This window comes from Lacinutrix sp. MedPE-SW (assembly GCF_001874145.1).
In the GTDB taxonomy this organism is placed as follows: Bacteria; Bacteroidota; Bacteroidia; order Flavobacteriales; family Flavobacteriaceae; genus Lacinutrix.
In genome coordinates this window covers 1-23858 of sequence record NZ_MPCX01000005.1, presented here as the reverse complement: position 1 = coordinate 23858, position 23858 = coordinate 1, and the positions used below count along the sequence as shown (strand labels likewise).

Annotated in this window: 25 protein-coding genes and 2 tRNA genes; 11 read left to right on the top strand and 16 right to left on the bottom strand. The window is 30.4% G+C overall.

The features are described 5' to 3' along the window. Positions 1–5: 5 nt before the first annotated feature. The 6 genes from BM549_RS06225 to BM549_RS06200 form a co-directional block, all read right to left on the bottom strand. The gene (locus BM549_RS06225) at positions 6–455 is read right to left on the bottom strand and encodes a sterol desaturase family protein (protein WP_290469477.1); all 450 of its coding nucleotides are present in this window, start codon (positions 453–455) and stop codon (positions 6–8) included. Next, positions 455–1294: a phytoene/squalene synthase family protein gene (locus BM549_RS06220; RefSeq protein WP_290469476.1), complete on the bottom strand. Its 840-nt coding sequence runs from the start codon at positions 1292–1294 to the stop codon at positions 455–457. Before BM549_RS06220 ends, BM549_RS06225 begins: the two co-directional genes overlap by 1 nt. A 1-nt stretch (position 1295) precedes the next feature. Then, positions 1296–2759, bottom strand: a complete 1464-nt coding sequence (locus BM549_RS06215; protein ID WP_290469475.1) for an NAD(P)/FAD-dependent oxidoreductase — start codon at positions 2757–2759, stop codon at positions 1296–1298. Beyond that, a complete protein-coding gene (locus BM549_RS06210) occupies positions 2760–3686 on the bottom strand; it encodes a MerR family transcriptional regulator (protein WP_290469474.1) in 927 nt (308 codons plus the stop codon). A gap of 86 nt (positions 3687–3772) precedes the next feature. Then, positions 3773–3857: transfer RNA gene (locus BM549_RS06205), tRNA-Leu, on the bottom strand. 51 nt (positions 3858–3908) lie between these two features. After that, positions 3909–3981: transfer RNA gene (locus tag BM549_RS06200), tRNA-Lys, on the bottom strand. Positions 3982–4106: 125 nt separating this feature from the next. Between BM549_RS06200 and BM549_RS06195 the strand changes: the two genes are divergently transcribed. Then, on the top strand, positions 4107–4625 hold the full coding sequence (locus BM549_RS06195; protein ID WP_290469473.1) for a shikimate kinase: 519 nt from the start codon (positions 4107–4109) through the stop codon (positions 4623–4625). Here BM549_RS06195 and BM549_RS06190 read toward each other — a convergent pair. After that, positions 4617–5126, bottom strand: coding sequence for a phosphoribosyltransferase family protein (locus tag BM549_RS06190; protein WP_290469472.1), 510 nt, complete (start codon positions 5124–5126; stop codon positions 4617–4619). The two genes, BM549_RS06195 and BM549_RS06190, sit on opposite strands and share 9 nt — an antisense overlap. A gap of 12 nt (positions 5127–5138) precedes the next feature. After that, complete coding sequence (locus BM549_RS06185) at positions 5139–5513, bottom strand: RNA-binding S4 domain-containing protein (RefSeq protein ID WP_290469471.1); 375 nt, start codon at positions 5511–5513, stop codon at positions 5139–5141. A gap of 79 nt (positions 5514–5592) precedes the next feature. Here BM549_RS06185 and BM549_RS06180 point away from each other — a divergent pair, with 79 nt between their 5' ends. After that, a complete protein-coding gene (locus BM549_RS06180; RefSeq protein WP_290469470.1) occupies positions 5593–6711 on the top strand; it encodes a hypothetical protein in 1119 nt (372 codons plus the stop codon). A 58-nt stretch (positions 6712–6769) separates the two neighbouring features. Here BM549_RS06180 and BM549_RS06175 read toward each other — a convergent pair whose 3' ends face one another. The 3 genes from BM549_RS06175 to BM549_RS06165 form a co-directional block, all read right to left on the bottom strand. Beyond that, on the bottom strand, positions 6770–7366 hold the full coding sequence (locus BM549_RS06175; RefSeq protein WP_290469469.1) for an outer membrane beta-barrel protein: 597 nt from the start codon (positions 7364–7366) through the stop codon (positions 6770–6772). Positions 7367–7493: 127 nt separating this feature from the next. After that, positions 7494–8447 (bottom strand): transketolase family protein, encoded by a 954-nt coding sequence (locus tag BM549_RS06170; RefSeq protein ID WP_290469468.1) that lies wholly within the window; start codon positions 8445–8447, stop codon positions 7494–7496. Between the two features lie 22 nt (positions 8448–8469). Then, positions 8470–9315 (bottom strand): transketolase, encoded by an 846-nt coding sequence (locus BM549_RS06165; protein ID WP_290469467.1) that lies wholly within the window; start codon positions 9313–9315, stop codon positions 8470–8472. 190 nt (positions 9316–9505) lie between these two features. Between BM549_RS06165 and tgt the strand changes: the two genes are divergently transcribed. The 9 genes from tgt (at position 9506) to BM549_RS06120 (ending at position 19309) form a co-directional block, all read left to right on the top strand. After that, positions 9506–10636: a tRNA guanosine(34) transglycosylase Tgt gene (tgt, locus tag BM549_RS06160; RefSeq protein ID WP_290469466.1), complete on the top strand. Its 1131-nt coding sequence runs from the start codon at positions 9506–9508 to the stop codon at positions 10634–10636. Between the two features lie 2 nt (positions 10637–10638). Further along, on the top strand, positions 10639–11712 hold the full coding sequence (locus tag BM549_RS06155; RefSeq protein WP_290469465.1) for an LptF/LptG family permease: 1074 nt from the start codon (positions 10639–10641) through the stop codon (positions 11710–11712). Continuing rightward, the gene (locus BM549_RS06150) at positions 11699–12613 is read left to right on the top strand and encodes a DMT family transporter (protein ID WP_290469464.1); all 915 of its coding nucleotides are present in this window, start codon (positions 11699–11701) and stop codon (positions 12611–12613) included. The genes BM549_RS06155 and BM549_RS06150 overlap by 14 nt, the downstream gene beginning before the upstream one ends. 42 nt (positions 12614–12655) lie before the next feature. Continuing rightward, a complete protein-coding gene (locus BM549_RS06145; protein ID WP_290469463.1) occupies positions 12656–13609 on the top strand; it encodes an acetyl-CoA carboxylase carboxyltransferase subunit alpha in 954 nt (317 codons plus the stop codon). Between the two features lie 168 nt (positions 13610–13777). Further along, positions 13778–15310 (top strand): replicative DNA helicase, encoded by a 1533-nt coding sequence (gene dnaB / locus BM549_RS06140; protein WP_290469462.1) that lies wholly within the window; start codon positions 13778–13780, stop codon positions 15308–15310. Between the two features lie 98 nt (positions 15311–15408). Beyond that, positions 15409–16437, top strand: a complete 1029-nt coding sequence (locus BM549_RS06135; protein WP_290469461.1) for an AI-2E family transporter — start codon at positions 15409–15411, stop codon at positions 16435–16437. A gap of 102 nt (positions 16438–16539) precedes the next feature. After that, entirely contained in the window at positions 16540–17796 is a 1257-nt protein-coding gene (locus BM549_RS06130) for an asparagine synthetase B (RefSeq protein WP_290469460.1), read from the top strand. Between the two features lie 190 nt (positions 17797–17986). Next, entirely contained in the window at positions 17987–18238 is a 252-nt protein-coding gene (locus BM549_RS06125; protein ID WP_290469459.1) for an EF-hand domain-containing protein, read from the top strand. Between the two features lie 3 nt (positions 18239–18241). Beyond that, positions 18242–19309, top strand: coding sequence for an adenylate/guanylate cyclase domain-containing protein (locus tag BM549_RS06120; RefSeq protein WP_290469458.1), 1068 nt, complete (start codon positions 18242–18244; stop codon positions 19307–19309). Here the strand turns inward: BM549_RS06120 and BM549_RS06115 are convergent. The 5 genes from BM549_RS06115 to thrS all read right to left on the bottom strand — a co-directional run bounded on the left by BM549_RS06115 (position 19306) and on the right by thrS (position 23497). After that, positions 19306–20115 carry an HAD family hydrolase gene (locus BM549_RS06115; RefSeq protein ID WP_290469457.1) on the bottom strand — a complete coding sequence of 270 codons (810 nt, stop codon included), beginning with the start codon at positions 20113–20115 and terminating at the stop codon, positions 19306–19308. The two genes, BM549_RS06120 and BM549_RS06115, sit on opposite strands and share 4 nt — an antisense overlap. A gap of 147 nt (positions 20116–20262) precedes the next feature. Then, the gene (rplT, locus tag BM549_RS06110) at positions 20263–20607 is read right to left on the bottom strand and encodes a 50S ribosomal protein L20 (protein ID WP_013868673.1); all 345 of its coding nucleotides are present in this window, start codon (positions 20605–20607) and stop codon (positions 20263–20265) included. 108 nt (positions 20608–20715) lie between these two features. Beyond that, complete coding sequence (rpmI, locus tag BM549_RS06105; protein ID WP_013868672.1) at positions 20716–20913, bottom strand: 50S ribosomal protein L35; 198 nt, start codon at positions 20911–20913, stop codon at positions 20716–20718. A 68-nt stretch (positions 20914–20981) separates the two neighbouring features. After that, the gene (gene infC / locus BM549_RS06100; protein ID WP_256365400.1) at positions 20982–21491 is read right to left on the bottom strand and encodes a translation initiation factor IF-3; all 510 of its coding nucleotides are present in this window, start codon (positions 21489–21491) and stop codon (positions 20982–20984) included. 71 nt (positions 21492–21562) lie between these two features. After that, positions 21563–23497, bottom strand: a complete 1935-nt coding sequence (gene thrS, locus BM549_RS06095) for a threonine--tRNA ligase (protein WP_290469456.1) — start codon at positions 23495–23497, stop codon at positions 21563–21565. Between the last annotated feature and the right edge of the window lie 361 nt (positions 23498–23858).

Here is a 23858-nt window from a genome sequence, read left to right as displayed (position 1 = left end):
AAAGGTTAGCGTTTAAAGTACTTAAATGGTACTACAAGCATTCCAAAGCATTCACCATCATTTTTGCCTAGGTGTTTGTGGTGCATTTTATGTGCGCGTCTTACGCCTTTAGCGTATCTATTGTTTGCTTTTCTAAATAGTTTAAAACGTTGGTGAATAAATATATCATGAACTACAAAGTATGCAGCACCGTAAGCCATAATGCCTAAGCCTATTGGTAAACAATACCAAACGCCTTCATAACTCCATAGGTAAAAGCAAATCATGCTTACAATGGCATAGAATATAAAAAAAGCATCATTTCTTTCAAACCAACTGTTGTGGTCTTTATGATGGTGGTCTTTATGTAACGACCATAAAAAACCATGCATTATATATTTATGTGTAAACCAGGCCATAAATTCCATAAAGGAAAATGTACCTAAAAAAACTAAAATCCAATAAAGTATTTGCATTACATTAAATTTAATTGATATTTTACATAGCTTCTAGTTAAAAGCTCTACTTTTTTATAATTAGCGACACGAATTCTAGCAGATTTTATTTCTAGCGCAGGAGTTTTTTTGAGTTTTTTAAGTAATTGACTGTAATATCTATAAGCCATAAAAACTCCAAATCTAGCATCTATAGGCAACTCTTTTATCCCTTTTAGTCCTTTTGCAAAATCACTTTCTATATCTTCTATAATATTTTGTTTCGCAATTTCATCTAAGTTGTTTAAGTCTGTATTGGGAAAATAGGTGCGTTCTAAGTCGTCGAAATCTGCTTTTAAATCTCTTAAAAAATTTACTTTTTGAAATGCAGAGCCAAGAGACATTGCAGAGCTTTTTAACTCGTTAAATTTAGAAGCATCTCCATTTACAAAAACTTTTAAACACATTAAACCAACAACATCTGCAGAGCCATAAATGTAGTCTTTATATTCTGCTTCTGTTAAGTAATTTGTTTTGTGTAAATCTAAACGCATACTTCGCATAAAAGCGTCTACCATTTCTTTTTCAATATTATATTTATGGTAAGTATGCTGAAAGGCGTTTAATATAGGGTTTAAACTAATTTTATCTTTTAAAGCATCTTTTAAATCATTTTCAAATTTTGCAAACAAAGTTGGTTTATCATAATCGTGAAAACTATCTACAATCTCATCTGCAAACCTAACAAAGCCATATATATTATAAATATCTTGTCTTATTGTATCGGCAAGCATTTTTGTAGCCATAGAAAACGAGGTGCTGTAAGACTGTGTAACCACTTTGCTACACTTAAAAGAAACGGTGTCAAATAACGTTTTCATATTACTTTTGGTTTTTATTTATTAGTTCAGAAACTAATTTTCCAGAAATTAAAGCTGGCGGTACTCCTGGTCCTGGTACTGTTAGTTGTCCTGTGAAATATAAGTTTTTAACTTTTTTACTTTTTAAATTTGGTCTTAAAAAAGCAGTCTGTAATAATGTATTAGCCATTCCATAAGCATTTCCTTTATAAGAATTGTAATCTTTTATAAAATCGTTTACGCAAAACGATTCCTTAAATATAATAGATTCTTTAACAGTTTGCGAAGTTAGATTCTCAAATCGAGAAATTATTTTATTAAAATATTTTTCTCTAATATCTTTATTGTCTTCTATGCCTGGTGCTAAAGGTATTAAAAAAATACCAGCTTCTTTGTTTTCTGGTGCAGCGTTACCGTCTGTAATACTTGGGAAACTTGCATAAAACAATGGGTTTTCTGGCCACTTAGGATTGTCGTAAATGTCTTTTGCATGAACATCAAAATCGACATCAAAAAATAATGTATGATGGTTTACATTTTTCAATTTCTTATCGAAGCCTACATAAAATAATAGTGATGATGGTGCGAATACTTTTTTCTCCCAATATTTTTCTGAGTATTGTCTGTGTTTTTTTTCAATTAAAGTTTCTGTATGGTGATAATCTGCTCCACTTAACAATATATCGCAATCTATTTTTTTTCCGTTTACAACTATATTAGAAACATTATTTTGCTCATTTATATTAATTTTATCAACGTTAGAGTTAGTATATATTTTTACACCTAAAGATTCTGCTAGTTTTTCAATACCTAAAATAACTTGATACATTCCTTTTTTAGGATGAAACGTACCAATACCAAAATCTGCATAATTCATAAAGCTATAAAAAGACGGTGTGTTACTTGGTTTTGCTCCAAGAAATAAAACAGGAAATTCTAATATCTGAGCTAATTTTTTGTTTTTAAAATCTTTTCGTACGTCTTTTTTTATAGTACTTAAAAATTGACTTATTTTTTTTATAGTTATTGGTGTAACTAGTTCAAGTGGAGAAACTCCAGGTCTATATACTAAATCTTTTATGGCTACATCATAATTTTCTTTTGCATTGTCAATAAACTTTTTTAATTTTTTTGAACTACCTGGTTCTTCTGCTTCAAATGCAGAATATATTTTATCAATTGTATCTTCAATTGTGATGTAATCATTTTTATCAAAATATACAGAATACGCAGGATTTAACTTTTCTAATTCATAATAATCTGAAGGGCATTTATTGAAATCTGAAAAGAAACGTTCAAATACATCTGGCATCCAATACCAAGTTGGGCCAATATCAAAAGTGAAACCTTCTTTTTTTAATTGTCTAGCTCTTCCACCAATGGTAGCATTTTTTTCGTATACAGATACTTCATGGCCAGTTTTAGCCAAATAACATGATGCAGCAAGTGCAGAAAAACCAGAACCTATTATTGCAATTTTTTTCATTTAAACAGTTTCTAAATTAAAATTTTTTTCAACCAATTCTTTAGAGGTTTTATAGATAGAAATATTAGGATGAAGTTTTTTGTTATCTATAGAATCTGCAAAATGAGATGAAATTAGTAATTTGTTATTATTTTTATTAAATAAATCTTTAGCATAAGTATTAAAATACTTATCTAAGTCGTTGCTATCTGGTTTTAAAGTGAAAACAGAAACAAAGGTAACTTGGTCATAGATTTCACATATATGTTTTAAACTATTATTGGGTACACTTTGGCCAAGATATATATTATTTAAGGCTTTGTTTGATAGAATATAGTTAATATACAATAATCCTAGTTCGTGCATTTCGCCTTCAGGTAAAAAAAGTACATAGGCAGTATTATATTTAATAGTATTTCTTTTTTTATTATTAGCTTCTAAATTTGTAGCTATTACTATTTTTTGTTTTATTAATTCAACAATAAAATGTTCGTGAGCAGGAGTAATTGTATTGGTTTGCCAAAGCATTCCAATAATGTCTAACAATGGAATAAATACAGTATCAAAAATTTTTATAAAACTATATTTATTTTCTAAATCTTCATAAGTTTTATAAAAAAGCTCTTGATCGAAATTTAGCATTGCAAATTTCATTTGATCAATATAATTGTTTTTTGAATTCTGTTTTTCGGCAATACTTTTAACTATTTCAGGAATCTCAATCTCACTTAGTTTAGCAATTTTAGATACTTTATAGCCATTTTTATTTAAAAAAGATATGTTTAATAGTTTTTGTAAACTTTTTGATGAATAATACCTAATATTTGTTTCAGTTCTATTAGGCTCAAAAAGTTTGTAACGTTTCTCCCAAATTCTAATTGTATGAGCTTTAATACCTGATAGGTTTTCTAAGTCCTTGATACTGAAGCTTGTTTTTATATTGTTCATTTTTTTTTACAAATTGTTAAACAAAATAGTAAAAAAAAAACAAAAAATAGTCTTTTATGAAAATCTTAACGATAAATTTTGAAGAGTGCGCACGAGAAGATTCGAACTTCCACAATTTAAATAATTACTGACCCCTCAAGCCAGCGCGTCTACCAATTCCGCCACGTGCGCTATTTAAAATAAAGTAAAAAAAAAAGTTAAGCAAAGCTTAACTTTTTTTAGTGACCGGGCTGGGGCTCGAACCCAGGACCCTCTCCTTAAAAGGGAGATGCTCTACCAACTGAGCTACCAGGTCATTTCCTTAATGAGGGTGCAAATATAAGACCTTTTATTAATTATACAAGCCTATTTTAAAAAAAAATTTTGTTTTTTTGTTGGGTAATTAGCTACATGTTTAATAATCAAATAATAAGCGTTTAAATGAATTTTATATTAATTGGGTATATGGCATCAGGAAAGTCAAAAATTGGAGTAGAATTATCAAAAATTCTATCATTTGACTATCTAGACTTAGATGAAGTAATAGAAAAAAATGAGAAGAAAGACATAAATCTAATTTTTAAGGATCACGGTGAAATATATTTTAGAAAAAAAGAAAAAGAACATTTAACTAATTTATTGAATTCTGTAGATAACACTATAATATCTCTTGGAGGCGGAACACCTTGTTATTTTGATACAATGGATAGTTTACTATTAAATGAAAATGTTACTACAATATATTTAAAAGTTAGTATTCCAGTTTTGGTAAGTAGACTAAAAAAAGAAAAAGCAAAAAGACCTTTAGTGGCTCATATAGACACAGATGAACTTTTAACAGAGTTTATTGGTAAACATTTGTTTGAACGTAATACGTTTTATAGTAGAGCAGAATATACTACAAATGCAAATGGGAGTATTAACGAAATAGTAGAAGGTATTATACTTAAACTATTTTAAAAAAACTTCATAGTTATTTGTGTCTAAAACAACTTCTATATGCTCATTTAAAGATGTAGATAGCGAAATACCTTTAAAATCTGCTTTTACTGGAAATTTTTTGTGATTTCGATTAACTAATACTGCGGTTTTAAATTGTTTTAATGGGACATCTAGAAAATATTTAACACCATAAATTAAAGTTGTTCCTGAGTTTAATACATCGTCTATTAAAACTATAGACTTATTAGTATACTCTGCTTTAGTAAGAGAAGTTTTTATATTATTAATTGGTGACTTTTTATTAATAATCACTTTGCAAAGTTGTGGTTTGATAGAAGATATTTCAGTTAGAATTCTTTTTAATTTTTTAGCTAAAACATATCCGTTTTGATCTATTCCTGCTAAAATTATTTCAGTTTCATCTATATTACTTTCATATATTTGATAGGCAATTCTTCTAATTTTATTTTTAATTTCATCATGAGACAAAATTTTGTTACGTGTTTGTTCTTGTTTCATTTTGTTAATATATTAAAGTTCGTTGTCTCTATAAATATCATCAATATCTCTTCTATCTTTTTTTGTAGGTCTACCTGTTCCTTTTTTTCTATAATAATCTTTAGAATATTTAAGTAGTTCTTGAGCTTCAAATTCTGATTTAGGAGTTGTATCAACTCTATATATATCTACTAATTTTGCTCCTAAGCGATTTTCTGGTATATCTAAAATTGTAAAGCTATAATTAACTTGGTTTTTTCTAACAGTTACTTTATCTGTTGGATAGACTTCCCTACTTGGTTTTACAACTAAATTGTTAACTTTTACGTGGCCTTTTTTACAAGCTGTACTAGCAATATTTCTAGTTTTGAAATATCTTAAGCACCACAAATACTTATCTATACGCATATAATTTATGTAAATTGTACGTTAATGATATTGTGCAAGATTATTATTAAACTTATCTTGCGCTCAAAAATAAGCAAAAATGAATTTAAGGAAATTATTTATCCCCATTTTATTACTTTTCATTTCAGTCTTTTCTTGTAAGGATGATGATGACTCAATTGACATTGCTCCAGATAGAGATAGACAAGAAGTGTATAATGAAAATATTGTAGAGATTTTAGAATACTTAGAAACTCATACATTTAATTATGCAGATTTTCAAGCTAATCCTGCTTATAGTGATTTTTCAACAACTCCAGCAACAATTACTCCTAACGATGAGTTTGATTTAGTTTTTAGTGAAATAGATCCAAATGTTATGCCTGCACAAAGATCTATTTTAAGCTTTTTAAACGAACCTGATTATCCAAAATTAATAGTAAAATCGGTAACAGAGGATGATGTTGATTACGATTTATATATATTACAATTAAGAGGAAGTAAAGACGACCCTCAAGCTACAGGTAACTTAATACACCCATTAGATAAAGGAGTTGTTGAGTATAATGGATTTACTCCAGACGGAGTTTCATTTGATAGTGCTATAAATCCTATATCTTTTAACTTAAGTAATGTTGGACTTTTAGGAGGTGTTGTTACTGGATTTAGAGAAGCTTTAATTAGTTTTAAAACAGCTGTAGGTTTTACTGAAAATACAGATGACAATGGTAACCCTGATGGAACTATTACAAATCACAATCATGGAATTGGTGCTGTGTTTATTCCTTCAGGTTTAGGTTATTTTAGATATCCACCTTCAACTTCTTCTATAGAAAGTTATTCTCCAATATTTTTTACGTTTAAAACTATTGGAAGAGCAGATACAGATTATGATGAAGATAATGTGCCTTCTCATCTTGAAGACTTAAATAGCAATAATGATGGAGATGATGATGATACAGATGGAGATTCTGCTCCAAATTATATTGATTTTGATGATGATAATGATAGTGTTTCTACTAAAGATGAAGATGTTGATGGTGATGGAGACCCAACAAATGATGATACCGATGGTGATGGCACGCCAAACTATTTAGACACAGATGATGATGGTGATGGTATTTTAAGTAAAAATGAAGATGCAGACTCAGATGGTCTCTTAACTAATGATGATACCGATGGTGATGGTATACCAAATTATTTAGACTCAGATTCATAGTTAATAAGAAAATAAACTAAAAAGCGTATAACTTAATTTGTTATACGCTTTTTTTGTTTTAAAGGTTAAATGAAACACTTAATATTAGCTGTTCTGCTCTTGTATCTAATCTGTCTGATGAAACAGTTGTATTATTTGTAATTACAGTAACTTCATTTTCGCTAAATCCACGTTCATATCTTAAGTCTATACCAATTTTATTAAAATTTAAACCTATACCAAAATTTAGACCTACAGAAAAATCATCTTCAATATCTTCAAGTGTTGCATTTTCAAATTCTGTATCTAGAATATATTGAAATGAAGGACCTGCGAAAACACTAAGCGGACCAATAACTTTTAATCCTACTAGTATTGGAGCGTCTAACTTTTGTACCTCAAAATCACCAATTGAATATTCTGTTTTAGTTTTTGTATAAACCAATTCTGGTTTTACATATAATTTATCTCCTAGTTTTCCAAATACGCCAAGATGGTATCCTATAGCTGCTGTAGGATCTTCGCTAGCCATTGAAATAGAATTAAAATAATCTCCATTTGCATTATAATTAATACCAGCTCTTAAACCAAAACCACTACCTTCTTGTGCTTTAATAGAAGAGACTGTAACAATGCTTAATACGATAATTGCGATAATTTTTTTTGTGTAACTCATTTGTGTTCGTTTTATTGATTTATATATTATAAACGAAAGCGTCTATAAAATATTTCTTTTATAGAAATCTAGATATAAAAAAAGGGATGAAAAAATATCATCCCTTTTAAAATATATATAAATAATATTATTTTCTTTTAATAACCTTTTCGCATGCTTTAACAATAGCATTTGCGTTTAATCCATACTTTTCCATAAGTTGAGCTGGTGTTCCAGATTCGCCAAATGTATCATTTGTAGCAATAAATTCTTGAGGTGTTGGTTTGTGTTGAGATAAAACTCTTGCAACACTTTCTCCTAATCCACCTAAGTGATTATGTTCTTCTGCGGTAACAATACATTTAGTTTTGCTTACAGAGTCTATAATTGCTTTTGCATCTAAAGGTTTAATAGTGTGAATGTTTATGACTTCAGCCGAGATTCCTTTTTCATTTAAAGTTTTAACAGCTTCTAGTGCTTCCCAAACAAGGTGACCTGTTGCTACAATTGTAACATCTGTTCCATCCACTAAATGCAATGCTTTTCCTATTTCAAATTTTTGATCAAAAGGAGTGAAGTTTGCCACTTTTGGTCTTCCAAAACGTAAATAAACTGGTCCATGATGTTCTGCTATAGCAATAGTTGCTGCTTTTGTTTGGTTATAATCACAAGGATTAATCACAGTCATACCAGGAAGCATTTTCATAAGTCCAATGTCTTCTAATATTTGGTGTGTTGCACCATCTTCTCCAAGAGTTAAACCAGCGTGAGAGGCACAAATTTTTACATTTTTATCTGAGTATGCAACACTTTGTCTAATTTGATCGTACACACGACCAGTTGAAAAGTTTGCAAATGTTCCTGTAAAAGGAATTTTTCCTCCAATGGTTAAACCGGCAGCTAACCCAATCATGTTGGCTTCTGCAATACCTACTTGGTAAAATCGTTCTGGATGATTTTTTTTGAAATCGTCCATTTTAAGTGAACCAATTAAATCGGCACAAAGTGCAACAACATTTTCATTGGTTTGCCCTAATTCTGTTAATCCTGCTCCAAATCCAGAGCGTGTATCTTTATTTCCTTGATTTTCGTAAGTTTTCATTTTTGTCTCTTGTTTTGAAGGATTAGTAATCACCTAAAGTTTCTGGGTTTTGCGATAAGCCTTCGGCTAACTGTTCGTCATTTGGAGCTTTACCGTGCCAAGCGTGTGTATGCATCATAAAATCTACACCGTTACCCATAACTGTTTTTAATAATACACAAACAGGTTTTCCTTTTCCTGTTAGTGATTTAGCTTCAGCCATTCCTTTTAAAATAGCATCTACATTATTTCCTTCTTCAATATCTACAACAGTCCATCCAAAAGCTTCAAATTTATCTCTTAAACTTCCTAATGGTAAAACAGTATCTGTAGAACCATCAATTTGTTGCCCGTTTAAGTCTATAGTAGAAATAATATTATCAACTTTATTTCCGGCTGCATACATAATGGCTTCCCAGTTTTGTCCTTCTTGTAATTCTCCATCGCCATGTAAACTATAAACTAAGTGGTTGTCACCGTTTAACTTTTTAGCTTGAGCAGCACCAAGAGCTACGCTCATTCCTTGACCAAGAGAACCAGAAGCTATGCGTACTCCAGGTAAATCTTCATGAGTTGTTGGGTGTCCTTGTAATCTTGAGTTTATTAAACGAAACGTGTTTAACTCATTTACAGGAAAGTAACCAGTTCTGGCTAAAACACTATAATATACAGGAGAAATGTGACCGTTTGATAGAAAAAATAAGTCTTCTCCTATACCATCCATGTCAAAACCATCTTTTCTATCCATGATTTCATTGTAAAGTGTAACAAAAAATTCTGCACACCCAAGAGAACCACCTGGATGACCAGAGTTAACTTTGTGAACCATTCGTAAAATATCTCTACGAACTTGTGTTGTAATGTCTTCTAATTGTTGTGTTGTTGCCATTATTTTTAGCTTGATTTATAAAGCATCAAAAATAACTTTTTAATGAGTGTTTACAAAGACTCTTGCAACGCATTTATTAACGAAATAATAGGAATTGCTAACAATTTATAAAAACATATAAATTTATTAAATGTTTAAGAAGCATTCTTAATTTGTTAATTATCTTTACCAGCTGAATATTTTTATAAAAATGACATTCGATTTAAAATCAAAAGACCTGCAGAGTAAAGCTAGAGCAGGAGTAATAACAACAGATCATGGTGTGATAGAAACACCAATATTTATGCCAGTAGGTACAGTGGCTTCTGTAAAAGGAGTGCACCAAAGAGAACTTAAAAATGATATTAATCCAGATATTATTCTAGGAAATACATATCATTTGTATTTAAGACCTCAAATAGAAACTTTAGAAAAAGCTGGAGGTTTACATAAGTTTATGAACTGGGATCGTAATATTTTAACAGATTCTGGTGGTTACCAAGTGTATTCTTTATCATCAAGAAGAAAGATTAAAGAAGAAGGCGTTAAGTTTAAATCTCATATAGATGGAAGTTACCATACATTTACTCCAGAAAATGTAATGGAAATACAGCGAAGTATTGGAGCAGATATTATTATGGCGTTTGATGAGTGTACACCATATCCTTGCGATTATAATTACGCACGACGCTCAATGCATATGACGCATAGATGGTTAGACCGTTGTATTAACCATCTTGAAAAAGTACCATTTAAATACGATTATTCTCAAGCATTTTTTCCAATAGTTCAAGGTAGTACATATAAAGATTTACGTAAACAATCTGCCGAATATATTGCAAATGCAGGAGCAGTAGGTAATGCTATTGGAGGTTTATCTGTAGGAGAACCAGCTGAAGAAATGTATGCAATGACAGAAGTAGTAACAGATATACTACCAGAAGATAAGCCACGTTATTTAATGGGAGTTGGTACACCAATAAATATTTTAGAAAATATTGCTTTAGGTGTAGATATGTTTGATTGTGTTATGCCAACGCGTAATGCAAGAAATGGTATGTTATTTACAGCTCATGGTACTATAAATATTAAAAATTTAAAATGGAAAGACGATTTCTCTCCATTAGACGAAATGGCAATAACTTGGGTAGATACAGATTACTCTAAAGCATATGTTCGTCATTTATTTAGTGTTAATGAGAGATTGGCAGCACAAATAGCTACCATACATAATCTTGGTTTTTATATGTGGTTGGTGCGTGAAGCAAGAAAGCATATATTAGCAGGAGATTTTAGAACTTGGAAAGATACCATGGTTAAACAAATGGACAAAAGACTGTAATATTGAAAATTCTAGACTGGTACATACTTAAACGCTATCTACTTACTTTTGTAATGATGATTTTACTGTTTATTCCAATTGGAATAACCGTACACCTTGCCGAGAAAATAGGAAAAATATTAGATCGCGAAGCGCCTTTAGGAGAAACACTAATATATTTTCTTGATTTTACAATCTATTTTGCACACCTTTTATTTCCATTGTTTTTATTCTTATCTGTAATTTGGTTTACTTCAAAATTAGCTAATAATACAGAAGTTATAGCATTTTTAAGTTCAGGTGTGTCGTTTACTAGATTTTTAAGACCATATTTAATAGGAGCAACAATAGTGGCTATGTTTTCTATTCTTTTAGGTCTTTATCTTGCGCCAATTGCAAGTAAAGGATTTAATGACTACCAATATAAGTACTTAAAAAGAAAAAATAATCAAGCACAAAGCAATGTTCTTAAGCAAATTAACGATAAAGAGATTATTTATGTTAGTAGCTTCGACCCAATAAAGAAAACAGGTCTTAATTTTTCTTTAGAACATTTTGAAAATAATAAAATGACCTATAAAATAAGTGCTTCTAACATAAGATATATAGAAGACGATTCTATTTATAGACTTAGAAGTTACTTAAAAAGAAATGTAGGTGAAAACGAAGATGAATTAGCTATCGAAAGAAAAAAAGATACAATCTTTTCATTCGAGCTAGAAGATTTAGTTCCTGAAGAATATATAGCAGAAACTTTAAGGTATGGAGAACTAACTCATTTTATAGAACGTGAAGAGAAAAGAGGCTCTTCAAACATTGGTCGTTATAAATTAGAACTCTATAGAAAATGGAGTTTACCTGTTTCAGTTTTTATACTTACAATTATAGCCGTTGCTGTATCGTCTAAAAAAAGACGTGGAGGAATGGGTGTAAACCTTGCCTTTGGTATTTGTATAGCAATGGTATTTGTCTTTTTCGATAAAATATTTGGTACAATGGCTGCACAATCAGACTTTTCACCACTTATAGCCGTATGGTTTCCAAACTTTATTTTTGGTATTTTAGCAGCTATACTTTTATATAATGCTAAACGATAAACTAAAAAACTACTTACACTTACATGTGTTGGTATTTATAGCAGGCTTTACCGCTATATTAGGCAAACTAATATCTATAGAAGCAGTTTCTTTAGTATGGTATAGAATGTTAATCGCTTCTATTTTAATGTTTATATACATTAAGGTAGCTAAGGTTGATATTTCTATAGATAAAAAAACATTGTTAAAATTTTCATTTGGAGGTATTATTATAGCATTACATTGGATAACCTTTTTTGCATCCATAGATGTTTCAAACATATCTATTGCATTAGCTATGTTTTCTACAGGAGCTTTTTTTGCATCATTTATAGAACCTATAATATATAAAAGAAAAATTATTAGTTACGAAATACTTTTTGGACTAATAGTAATTTTAGGTGTTTTTATAATCTTACAAACAGAAATGAAACACATATATGGTATTCTATTAGGTATAGCTTCAGCTTTTTTTTCTTCCCTATTTGCAGTATTAAACGGAAAATTTTTAGAAAAAGACTCGGCTACTAAAATATCATTTTACGAGTTTATTGCAGGCGTACTATTTATTTCTATATTTATTGCTGTTTTTGGTAACGGTTTTACGGCTAGTTACTTTAATATAAGTATACAAGACTTTGGTTATTTATTCATTTTAGCTTCAGTTTGTACAGCTTATGCATTTATTGCAGCCACTTATGTAATGAAACAAATAAGTCCGTATACTGTTGTTTTAACCTATAACTTAGAACCTATTTATGGCGTAATATTGGCTATTATATTATTTCCTTTATCAGAAAAAATGTCACCTTCATTTTATTATGGCGCTGTAATTATTTTAGCCACAGTACTTTTAAACGGAATTTTAAAAAACAGAAAAGCCTTTAAGATTAAAAAGAGTCAAAACGAAAAAATTGTGTAATTTTGCACACTAACTATAAGAAACTATTTAATACAATTCTCAATGGAATATTTAGAATTTGAATTACCTATTAAAGAACTTGAAGAGCAATTAGACAAATGCCAGGTTATTGGAGAAGAAAGTGATGTAGATGTTACCGAAACCTGCAAGCAAATAGAAAAGAAGCTTGTTGCTACAAAAAAAGAAATTTACAAAAACCTTACACCATGGCAGCGTGTACAAATGTCACGTCACCCAAACAGGCCATATACATTAGATTATATAAATGCCTTATGTGGAGATTCGTTTTTAGAATTGCACGGTGATCGTAACTTTAAAGATGATAAAGCTATGATTGGAGGTCTTGGTAAAATTGGAGACCAAAGTTTTATGATTATTGGTCAACAAAAAGGTTACAATACAAAAACGAGACAGTACAGAAACTTTGGGATGGCAAATCCAGAAGGTTACCGTAAAGCGTTACGTTTAATGAAATCTGCAGAGAAATTTGGTATACCTGTAATTACCTTATTAGATACACCTGGAGCATATCCTGGATTAGAAGCAGAAGAAAGAGGACAAGGTGAAGCCATTGCAAGAAACATTCTTGAAATGACACGTTTAAAAGTACCAATTATAACAATTGTTATTGGCGAAGGTGCATCTGGTGGAGCATTAGGAATTGGAGTAGGAGATAAGGTATTAATGTTAGAAAACACTTGGTACTCTGTAATATCTCCAGAGTCTTGCTCATCTATATTATGGAGAAGTTGGGAGTTTAAAGAACAAGCAGCAGATGCTTTAAAACTTACTGCCAAAGACATGAAAAAAATGAAGTTGGTAGATGAAATTATAAAAGAACCTTTAGGAGGCGCACATAGTAATAGAGAAAAAACATACGAAGCTGTGAAAACCGCAATCTTAAAATCTTTTGAAGAGTTTAAAAACTTATCACCAAAAGATTTAGTTTCTAACCGTATGGATAAATATTCTCAAATGGGAGTATTTAAAGGCTAGCAGCAATAAACACTCAAAATATTAAAATCTGAAAGCTAGTCTTTCAGATTTTTTTATGCTTATTAACAATAAAATCAAGTTATTAACAGTTGAATTGTTAATGATGTGTGAAGATTGAAAAGAATCAAAATTTACATTCACGTAACAATTTTTTTACTTTCGTTGTCTATGAAACAACCAAACCAATTAAAAGGATATAAAGTAGATAAAAGCACAATAATCAATCTTGAGAAAGGTAAAATTCCACCTCAAGCCATTGATTTAGAAGAGGTTGTGCTTGGCGCTATGATGATTGATAAAAAGGGTGTAGATGAGGTTATCGATATATTAAGTGCAGAGGCTTTTTATAAAGAAGCGCATCAACATATTTTTGAAGCCATTTTTATGTTGTTTCAGGAAAGTCAACCTATTGACTTATTAACCGTTTCAACCCAATTAAAAACTAATGCAAAGTTAGATTTAGCTGGAGGAGACTTTTATCTAATCTCTCTAACGCAAAAAGTATCATCTTCTGCTCACATCGAGTTTCATGCCCGTATTATTTTACAAAAATACATTCAGCGAAGCTTAATAAAAATCTCTAGTGAAATTATAGAAGATTCTTACGATGAAACTCAAGATGTATTTGATTTATTAGATCGTGCAGAATCTAAATTATATGAAGTAACCCAAGGAAATATTAAAAAATCTAGTGAAACAGCTCAAGATTTAGTAATACAAGCCAAAAAGAAAATTGAAGAAATTTCTAAAAAAGAAGGAATGAGTGGTATTCCTTCTGGGTTTAATAAGTTAGATAAATTAACATCTGGATGGCAGGAAAGTGATTTAATTATTATAGCAGCACGTCCAGGTATGGGTAAAACAGCCTTTACCTTAACTATGGCAAGAAACGTTGCTGTAAATTCAAATATTCCAGTAGCATTTTTCTCTTTAGAGATGGCTTCTGTACAATTAATTACACGTTTAATTTCTAGTGAAACGGGATTATCATCAGAGAAATTAAGAACAGGAAAATTAGAAAAACACGAATGGGAACAGCTTAACGTAAAAGTTAAAGCTTTAGAAAAGGCACCATTATTTATAGATGATACACCATCACTTTCAATTTTCGATTTACGTGCAAAAGCAAGACGTTTAGCATCTCAACATGGTATAAAAATGATCATGATTGATTACTTACAGTTAATGACAGCAGCAGGTAATGGAGGAAACCGTGAGCAGGAAATATCTACAATTTCGAGAAACTTAAAAGCTTTAGCAAAAGAATTATCAGTACCAGTAATAGCATTATCACAATTATCACGTGCGGTAGAAACACGTGGAGGAAGTAAAAGACCATTACTGTCAGATTTACGTGAATCTGGAGCCATTGAGCAAGATGCCGATATTGTATCGTTTATTTATAGACCAGAATATTATAAAATAGACGAATGGGATGACGATGAGCAATCGCCAACCGCTGGTCAAGGAGAATTTATTGTTGCAAAACACCGTAATGGTGGTTTAGAAAATATACGATTAAAGTTTATTGGAAACCTTGGTAAATTTGATAACCTAGATGATTTCGATACGCCATTTGCTAATAACGAATTTCATTCTAAAATGAATGCAGCAAACGACGATACTTTTAAACAAGATAACTTTACAGCATCACCGCATGATGCATTTGGAGCACCAGAAGATGATGATGTTCCTTTTTAATTAAAACTCATGTTAATTTATTTAAAATTAACCTTGCTTTAAACTATTTTTGTAACCAAGTTTCTAGACAGAGACTTGGTTTTAAATTTAAATACCTAATGGACAAAATCCGTACAACCAATTATTTGCTATTAATAATAGTAATACCAATAATATTTTATCTACTTAAAATATTGTCTTTTATATTTATTCCATTAGTATTCTCAATGTTTATTGCATTGTTATTTTTACCATTATTACGTTATTTAAAACGTCGTGGTGTGCATAAAGTTTTAAGTATTCTGGTTGTATTACTTATTATGTTTTTGGGTTTAAAATTAGGTATAGAACTAGTTAAATTATCAAGTAAACAGATAATGGAAACAGATTCTGCCTTTTTACTCAATGCCGAAAATAAAATAAACGATTTAATTTACGATGTAGAGTCTGTATTTGGGATAGAATCAAATAAAACAGAAACTTCAAAATTATCGCGATTTATAAATAAAGAATTTATATTCGATAACTTTGGTAGCACACTAAATTTTATAACAAAAACATTAACAGCGCTGTTAATGACATTCTTTTTTGTTGTACTATGGCTTGCTGAGTCTATAAATATTGAAAATTTATTAAACAAGACAATTTTAAAACAAAGGCATCAATCCATTAAAACATTTATAAAAATAGAAAACGACCTAATCAAGTTCATTAAAGTTAAATTTTTAGTTAGTTTTCTTACAGGTCTTTTTACAGGTTTAGCTTGTTATTTTTTCGATGTAAGTTTTCCTATTTTTTGGGGGTTATTTGCTTTTTTAATAAACTTTGTACAAATGGTAGGTTCTTTTATAACTGTAATTTTATTATCAATTTTTGCATTTGTAGAATTAGAACCTTCAACATCTTTATTATTTTTTATAATTGCAATAGCAGGAACTCAAGTACTTTATGGTAGTATTTTAGAACCTATATTTATGGGAAAATCATTTTCAATAAATGTAATTACAGTTTTAATAGTACTTATGTTTTGGGGATATCTTTGGGGAGTTCCAGGTTTAATAATGGCAATTCCAATAACTGTATTTTTAAAAATTATTATGGAGCAGTTTAAAAGCACACAAGGTATAGCAAAACTCATATCTGCCTAAAAGCTTCCGTTAACATTAATCTTTCTTAAATTGAAAAGGAATAATTTTTGATTATCTTTCTGCATATTTATTTCAGTTTAAACAAAATCTGTAATAACGATTATGAAAAAAGTGCTATTTCTATTATTATTTCTTTTAACAACACATAGTTATGCATCGTATATTCTTATACCAATGGATGCAGACTCTCAAAAAAACCACCTAAAAGCCTATGGTATAACCTATTGGGTGTTGGCAAAAAACACAAAGGTAAAGTGGCTTTTAAACTATCGTGGTGGTTCATTTTTATTACAAGATAATGACGAGGTTAGGCACGAATGTAAAGTTCGAGGAGTAAGTTTTGAAGTTATAAGTGATGATAACGCTCAAGCTATACTTGAGGAAATTAGTAGCCCAAGCCAAAATATGGAAGCTGTTGTATTAGAAAAAGCACCAAAAATTGCAGTTTATACGCCAAAAGGAAAATTGCCATGGGATGATGCCGTTACAATGGTTTTAAGTTATGCCGAAATACCTTACGAAACCGTTTACGATGAAGAAGTACTAAACGATGAACTTATTTTGTACGATTGGTTACACCTACACCATGAAGATTTTACAGGACAGTTTGGAAAATTTTATAGAATGTATCGTGCAGCAGCCTGGTACATAGAAGAAAAAAAAGAAGCAGAAGCATTAGCTACAAAATTAGGCTACAATAAAGTATCTGAAGCAAAAAGAGATGTTGCACTTAAAATTCGTGATTATGTAGTTGGTGGAGGTTTCATGTTTGCCATGTGTAGTGCTACAGATAGTTTTGATATTGCCTTATCTGCCGAAAATGTAGACATTTGCGAACCAATGTTTGATGGTGATGGTAGTGATGCAAATTACCAATCTAAAATAGATTATAATAAAACTTTCGCATTTAAAGACTACACGTTAGAGCGTAGTCCAATGGTTTACGAATTTTCTAGTATAGACATGACTAGAAAACGAAAAATACCAAAACAAACAGACTATTTCTCACTAATGGATTTCTCAGCAAAATGGGATCCTATACCAACCATGCTATGTCAAAACCACACCGCTTTGGTAAAAGGTTTTATGGGACAAACCACTTCTTTTACTCGAGACGAGATAAAAAGCAATGTTTTAGTAATGGGTGAAAACCACACTAATGGCGAAGCAAAATACATACACGGCATAAAAGGAAAAGGTTTTTTTACTTTTTATGGTGGTCATGATCCAGAAGATTATACACACAAAGTTGGTGATCCAAAAACAGAATTAGATTTACATCCAACATCTCCAGGTTACCGTTTAATATTAAATAACGTATTATTTCCTGCTGCAAAAAAGAAGAAACAAAAAACTTAAAATATGGGCGTTACCCAAACCTGTAAAAAAACAGGTTTAGGTCAGGCTCTCGGCAGTCGCTTCCAGACAAAAAAGTCTGGCGAGCTCCAACAAAGCCTCCATCCTTAACGCGGTACTTCAATCGTAAAAGCTAAAAAACAAACACTATTAATACCTAAAAATAATAGCAATGTCTACAAAAGAGCAAATATTGAAAAAAATACAAATACTAATAACAAACCATTTTAGAACACCAGAAGAAGCATTTAATTTTTTTGATGATAATGGCGACCAAAAACTGTCAAAATCTGAAATAAAAGATTTGCTAAAAGAAGCAGAAATTAGTGGATTTATTCGCGGTATTGTAGCTTCAAAATTAATTGAAGGTTACGATAAAGATGGTGACAATTATATAAACTGGAAAGAATTTCAAGCAGCTATAGACGAAATCTCATACAAATAACAAGTGAATAGTTACGTAGTACAATTTTTAAGACTATTACTATTAACAATAGTATTCTGGATAATAGCATTTTCTATTTTTATCTTTATAAGATATTTTGCAATAGGATCAGAAGAAGGAGTAATAGTTACCACCTATCATATTTCAGATATATTATATTTTGGTGTAATATTAGGAGTATTAATTGGTGTAATTTTTACTATAACAGAATTTCTTTTCGATAAGTTTTTATCTAAAAACCTATCCCTAGCATTAGTACTTACAGAAAAATTTATAATATATCTTTTAAGTATTATTTTATCGCTTAATTATGTATATCCATTAGTTGAAGAAGCATTAAATTTAAATATAAGTAATGAAGATGGTTGGTGGAAAGAAAGTCGTCATTTCTGGTTATTGGTAGGGTACTTTTTAGTTTGTTCTATAATATTTTCATTTATAAAAATAGCTAATGAAAAATTTGGAAGCGGTGTGTTTTTTAATTTTTTAATAGGTAAGTATAGAAACCCTAAAGAAGAAAAACGCATATTTATGTTTTTAGATTTACAAGCTTCAACCACAATAGCTGAGCAAATAGGCCACTACCGTTATAGTGAATTAATCCAGGATTGTTTTTACGATTTAAATAGAATTGTTTCAAAATATAATGCAGATATATACCAATATGTTGGAGATGAAGCAGTCTTAAGTTGGAAGTATAAAACAGGGATTAAAAAAAATAATTGTGTAGAATTATTTTTTCACTTTAAATCTAGAATAGAAAAAAAACAAAAACGGTATTTAAAAAAATACGGTTTAGTTCCTAAATTTAAAGCTGGAATTCATGGTGGTGAGTTAATTGTTACCGAAGTTGGGAGTATTAAAAAAGAAATAGCATATCATGGAGATGTAATAAATACTTGCGCTAGAATTCAAGGCGAATGTAATAAATACAATGAAACTTTACTTTGTTCAAATGCTATAATACACGATTTAAAATTATCCAGTAAATTTAAAACTAAATATATTGGAGATTTAGAGCTAAAAGGCAAGGAGGAAACTTTAAAAATTTCTGCTATAAAATTAAATTAATTGTTGTTTTTAGCACCAACCAATTGTTCTAAAATATATTCAACACCATTTTCATCGTTAGTTTTAGTAATATACTTGGCAGCTTTTTTTACATCTGGATGAGCATTTTCCATTGCAAAACTATATTTTGCTAAAGCCAACATTTCTAAATCATTTTTATAATCTCCAAAAACCATAGTTTCTTCAGGCTTAATATTATACTTGTTTTGTATTAATTTTATAGCTTGGCCTTTGTTAGAATCTATTCTAGATAAATCTACCCAGTTTTTTGCAGATACTATTGCCTTAAATTTAGACTCTAAAATCTGTACGTGTGGATAAATGTATTTTTCAGAATCTGTTTCATGGTACAATGCTATTTTATAAATATCTTCTGTAATAGCATTTGGTGATTTTATAATTTCGTATTCTGTATAATATTGAGATATTACATTTAATAAATCCTTAGATTGTTCTTTTACATACGCTTTATCTCTTGAACAAAATACAGCATGAATATCTTTAAAATCTTCTATAGCTTCAAATAATTCTGGTAAAAAATCATTGTGTATTGGTGTAGATAAAATTACTTGGTTATCATCTACTACATAAGCACCATTTTCCGCAGCTATTATAATATCATTTTTTATAAGGCTAAGTTTTTTCGAAATACTATAAAATGGTCTTCCACTTGCTGCAACAAACTGTATATTGTTTTTTTTAAGTTCTTGATGTAGTGTGTAAAAACTATCACTTACTTTATGGTTGGAATCTAATAAGGTACCATCCATATCTGTTACTACTAATTTTATATTCGATAAATCCATTTAATAAGTATATCTACAAATGTAAATTATAATTTGAATTTTTATTTTAATATTAAGTTAAGATATATAAAATAAAAAAGCCCGATTCTTACGAATCGGGCTTTAATTTTATAAGTGAAATTATATTAATTAATTGGCAAAAAGCCTTTATTTAATTTTGTTCACAATAGCTTCAAAAGCTACTGGGTGATTCATTGCTAAATCTGCTAAAACCTTACGGTTTAATTCGATGTTATTAGCTTTTAATTTACCCATAAATTGTGAGTAAGACATTCCATGTAAACGGGCTCCAGCGTTAATACGCGTGATCCATAATGCACGGAAAGTTCTCTTTTTATTTCTACGGTCTCTATACGAATATTGCATCGCTTTATCAACCGCATTTTTTGCTACTGTCCAAACGTTTTTACGACGTCCAAAGTAACCTTTTGCTTGTTTAAGCACCTTTTTTCTTCTGGCTCTTTTGGCAACAGAATTTACTGATCTTGGCATAATTTAAATGTGTTTTGTAGTAGGCGGTCAATAACGACACTTTTAATCAAATCTTAGTTTGCCTATCTCCAGGGTTTATAAATAATTTGTAACCGGTTAAAATAACTATTACTTTAAACGTAACATTACTTTAACGTTATTCTCATCTGCTTCGTGTACTAATGCACTATGCGTTAGAGCTAGCTTACGTTTTTTAGACTTTTTTGTTAAAATGTGACTTTTAAACGCGTGCTTTCTTTTAATTTTCCCAGTACCTGTAAGCTTAAAACGCTTTTTAGCACTAGATTTTGTTTTCATTTTAGGCATCTTGTTTCCTTGTTTTTAATGATTTCACTTATAATATCTTAAACCTAAATACTTATTAGGTGTATTATCTATTTTTTTGGAGCGATAAACATAGTCATACGTTTACCTTCTAATCTCGGCATTTGCTCCACTTTACCAAGTTCTTCAAGGTCTTGTGCTAAACGCAACAATAATATCTGACCTTGTTCTTTAAACACAATAGATCGTCCTTTAAAGAATACAAATGCCTTTAATTTAGCACCTTCTTTTAAGAATTTTTCTGCATGTTTCTTTTTAAATTCGTAATCATGGTCATCTGTTTGAGGGCCAAAACGAATTTCTTTTATAACAACCTTAGTCGCTTTACTCTTTAAAGCCTTGTCACGTTTCTTTTGTTCGTAAAGAAACTTTTTATAGTCCATAATTTTACATACAGGCGGATCTGCCTTTGGCGATATTTCAACAAGATCTAACTCTTGTTCTTCTGCTATGGCTAAAGCTTGCTTGGATGTGTAAATACCAACTTCAACATTTTCTCCAACTAGACGCACTTTTTCTGCTCTAATTTTTGAATTAATTCTGTGTTGGTCTTCTTTAATGACTCTTAAAGGTCCTCTCGATCTTTTTCTACGTATTGCTATGACTTATGTATTTTAGTTAAACGTTTATTTTAAAATTGTTTTAATGTTTTATTTATTTCTGTTTTAACAATCTCAGAGAAGTCTTCTACACTAATCGTGCCTAAATCTTCTCCGCCATGTTGTCTTACAGATATTTTGTTTTCTTTCTCTTCATTCTCGCCTATTATAATCATATAAGGCGTCTTGTTCATTTCGGCCTCTCTAATTTTCTTACCAATAGTCTCACTTCGGTTATCTATAAGTGCGCGAATTTCGTGATTTTCTAGCAAATTTAAAACTTTTTCGCCGTATTTTTCATATTTTTCACTAAGAGTTAATATAGAAACTTGATTTGGCATTAACCAAAGTGGGAAATTTCCGCCTGTATGCTCTAATAAAATAGCAATAAATCTCTCCATACTCCCAAATGGTGCACGGTGAATCATTACTGGTCTGTGTAACTCATTATCGCTTCCTTTATAAGTTAAATCAAAACGCTCTGGTAAGTTATAATCTACTTGTATTGTACCTAATTGCCATTGTCTTCCTAAAGCGTCTTTTACCATAAAATCTAACTTAGGTCCATAAAAAGCAGCTTCTCCAGTCTCAATTACATAGTTCAATCCTTTATCTTTAGCAGCGCTAATAATAGCTTGTTCTGCTTTCTCCCAATTTTCTAAACTACCTATATACTTTTCAGGATTTTCAGGGTCTCTTAAAGAAACTTGAGCTGTAAAATTCTCAAAACCTAAAGATCCAAAAACATATAGTACTAAGTCAATTACATTTTTAAACTCAGCATCTAATTGGTCTGGCGTACAAAATAAATGGGCGTCATCTTGAGTAAAACCTCGAACACGTGTTAAACCATGTAATTCTCCACTTTGCTCATATCTATATACAGTTCCAAATTCAGCATAACGCTTAGGTAAATCTTTATAAGACCATTGTGCAGCATTGTAAATTTCACAGTGGTGAGGACAATTCATTGGTTTTAATAAAAACTCCTCATCTTCCTTAGGTGTTTTTATTGGTTGAAAACTGTCTTCTCCATATTTTGCATAGTGACCTGAAGTAACATATAATTCTTTTTGTCCAATATGCGGGCTCATTACCATTTCATAACCAGCTTTCTTTTGTGCAGCTTTTAAAAAGTTTTCTAAACGCTCTCGTAAAGCTGTTCCTTTAGGTAGCCATAATGGTAAACCAGCTCCAACTTTTTGAGAGAAGGTAAATAACTCAAGTTCTTTTCCTAGTTTTCTATGATCTCTCTTTTTAGCTTCTTCTAAAAGCGCTAAATACTCAGTTAATTCTTTTTGTTTAGGAAAACTAATACCATAAACACGCGTTAATTGAGGTTTTGTTTCATCTCCTCTCCAATAAGCACCAGCTACAGATAGTACTTTAACGGCTTTAATAATTCCTGTATTTGGAATATGGCCACCACGACATAAATCTGTAAAAGTAGAATGGTCACAAAAAGTAATAGTACCATCCTCTAAATTTTGTATTAATTCAGTCTTAAAAGGGTTGTTTTTATATAGTTCTAAAGCCTCGGCCTTAGTAGCGCTTCTCATATTAAAATCATGCTTACCTCTAGCAATCTCTAACATCTTACTTTCAACAGTTTTAAAATCTTTGTCAGTTAAAACATCTTCACCAAAATCTACATCATAATAAAAACCACGCTCAATAGCTGGCCCTATAGTTAATTTAGCGTTTGGATATAATTCCTGAATAGCTTGTGCTAAAACATGTGCACTAGAATGCCAAAAAGCTTTTTTTCCTTCATCATTGTTCCAGGTATATAATATTAATGATCCATCGGTGGTAAGTGGAGTAGTGGTCTCAACTGTTAAACCGTTAAAACTAGCCGAAATAACATTTCTGGCTAAACCTTCGCTAATGCTCTTAGCAACATCCATAGGTGTAGAATTCGTTTCAAACGATTTTACACTCCCATCTGGTAAAGTAATCTGTATCATATATAATATTAAATTCAACAAACAAAGATAATAGGTTACTAACAGACAAGCAATACAAAAAGTGAAATTATATCATTTTAGTATTAATGGCGTTCCCAAAGGTCGGGCTTTCCACTATATCTTTTTTTTTGAAATAAAAAAAAGGATGCCGTATCAATCCCTAACGCAAATAAAAGGGTAAAAAAGGCATTATGAAATGAAGTATTAACTAAGGCTATTGTTATGGTATTTATTATAGTTATATAAAGGGTATGAAAACGGATAAAAATTAGGGTATATATAATAAGGACAAAGGTGAGAAATAAAAGTCAAAAAAAACCAGTACATAATGTGTTGATTAGAAGCTTTTAAGAAGGTTGTT

Bases quoted from the DNA above. Each gene is read 5' to 3' on its own strand.
- BM549_RS06225 (WP_290469477.1), bottom strand. From the start codon at position 455: ATGCAAATACTTTATTGGATTTTAGTTTTTTTAGGTACATTTTCCTTT.
- BM549_RS06150 (WP_290469464.1), top strand. From the start codon at position 11,699: ATGCTAAACGATAAACTAAAAAACTACTTACACTTACATGTGTTGGTA.
- BM549_RS06220 (WP_290469476.1), bottom strand. From the start codon at position 1,294: ATGAAAACGTTATTTGACACCGTTTCTTTTAAGTGTAGCAAAGTGGTT.
- BM549_RS06115 (WP_290469457.1), bottom strand. From the start codon at position 20,115: ATGGATTTATCGAATATAAAATTAGTAGTAACAGATATGGATGGTACC.
- dnaB (WP_290469462.1), top strand. From the start codon at position 13,778: ATGAAACAACCAAACCAATTAAAAGGATATAAAGTAGATAAAAGCACA.
- rpmI (WP_013868672.1), bottom strand. From the start codon at position 20,913: ATGCCTAAAATGAAAACAAAATCTAGTGCTAAAAAGCGTTTTAAGCTT.
- BM549_RS06180 (WP_290469470.1), top strand. From the start codon at position 5,593: ATGAATTTAAGGAAATTATTTATCCCCATTTTATTACTTTTCATTTCA.
- thrS (WP_290469456.1), bottom strand. From the start codon at position 23,497: ATGATACAGATTACTTTACCAGATGGGAGTGTAAAATCGTTTGAAACG.
- BM549_RS06145 (WP_290469463.1), top strand. From the start codon at position 12,656: ATGGAATATTTAGAATTTGAATTACCTATTAAAGAACTTGAAGAGCAA.
- BM549_RS06165 (WP_290469467.1), bottom strand. From the start codon at position 9,315: ATGGCAACAACACAACAATTAGAAGACATTACAACACAAGTTCGTAGA.
- rplT (WP_013868673.1), bottom strand. From the start codon at position 20,607: ATGCCAAGATCAGTAAATTCTGTTGCCAAAAGAGCCAGAAGAAAAAAG.
- BM549_RS06185 (WP_290469471.1), bottom strand. From the start codon at position 5,513: ATGCGTATAGATAAGTATTTGTGGTGCTTAAGATATTTCAAAACTAGA.
- BM549_RS06210 (WP_290469474.1), bottom strand. From the start codon at position 3,686: ATGAACAATATAAAAACAAGCTTCAGTATCAAGGACTTAGAAAACCTA.
- tgt (WP_290469466.1), top strand. From the start codon at position 9,506: ATGACATTCGATTTAAAATCAAAAGACCTGCAGAGTAAAGCTAGAGCA.
- BM549_RS06175 (WP_290469469.1), bottom strand. From the start codon at position 7,366: ATGAGTTACACAAAAAAAATTATCGCAATTATCGTATTAAGCATTGTT.
- BM549_RS06190 (WP_290469472.1), bottom strand. From the start codon at position 5,126: ATGAAACAAGAACAAACACGTAACAAAATTTTGTCTCATGATGAAATT.
- BM549_RS06135 (WP_290469461.1), top strand. From the start codon at position 15,409: ATGGACAAAATCCGTACAACCAATTATTTGCTATTAATAATAGTAATA.
- BM549_RS06215 (WP_290469475.1), bottom strand. From the start codon at position 2,759: ATGAAAAAAATTGCAATAATAGGTTCTGGTTTTTCTGCACTTGCTGCA.
- BM549_RS06170 (WP_290469468.1), bottom strand. From the start codon at position 8,447: ATGAAAACTTACGAAAATCAAGGAAATAAAGATACACGCTCTGGATTT.
- BM549_RS06195 (WP_290469473.1), top strand. From the start codon at position 4,107: ATGAATTTTATATTAATTGGGTATATGGCATCAGGAAAGTCAAAAATT.
- BM549_RS06130 (WP_290469460.1), top strand. From the start codon at position 16,540: ATGAAAAAAGTGCTATTTCTATTATTATTTCTTTTAACAACACATAGT.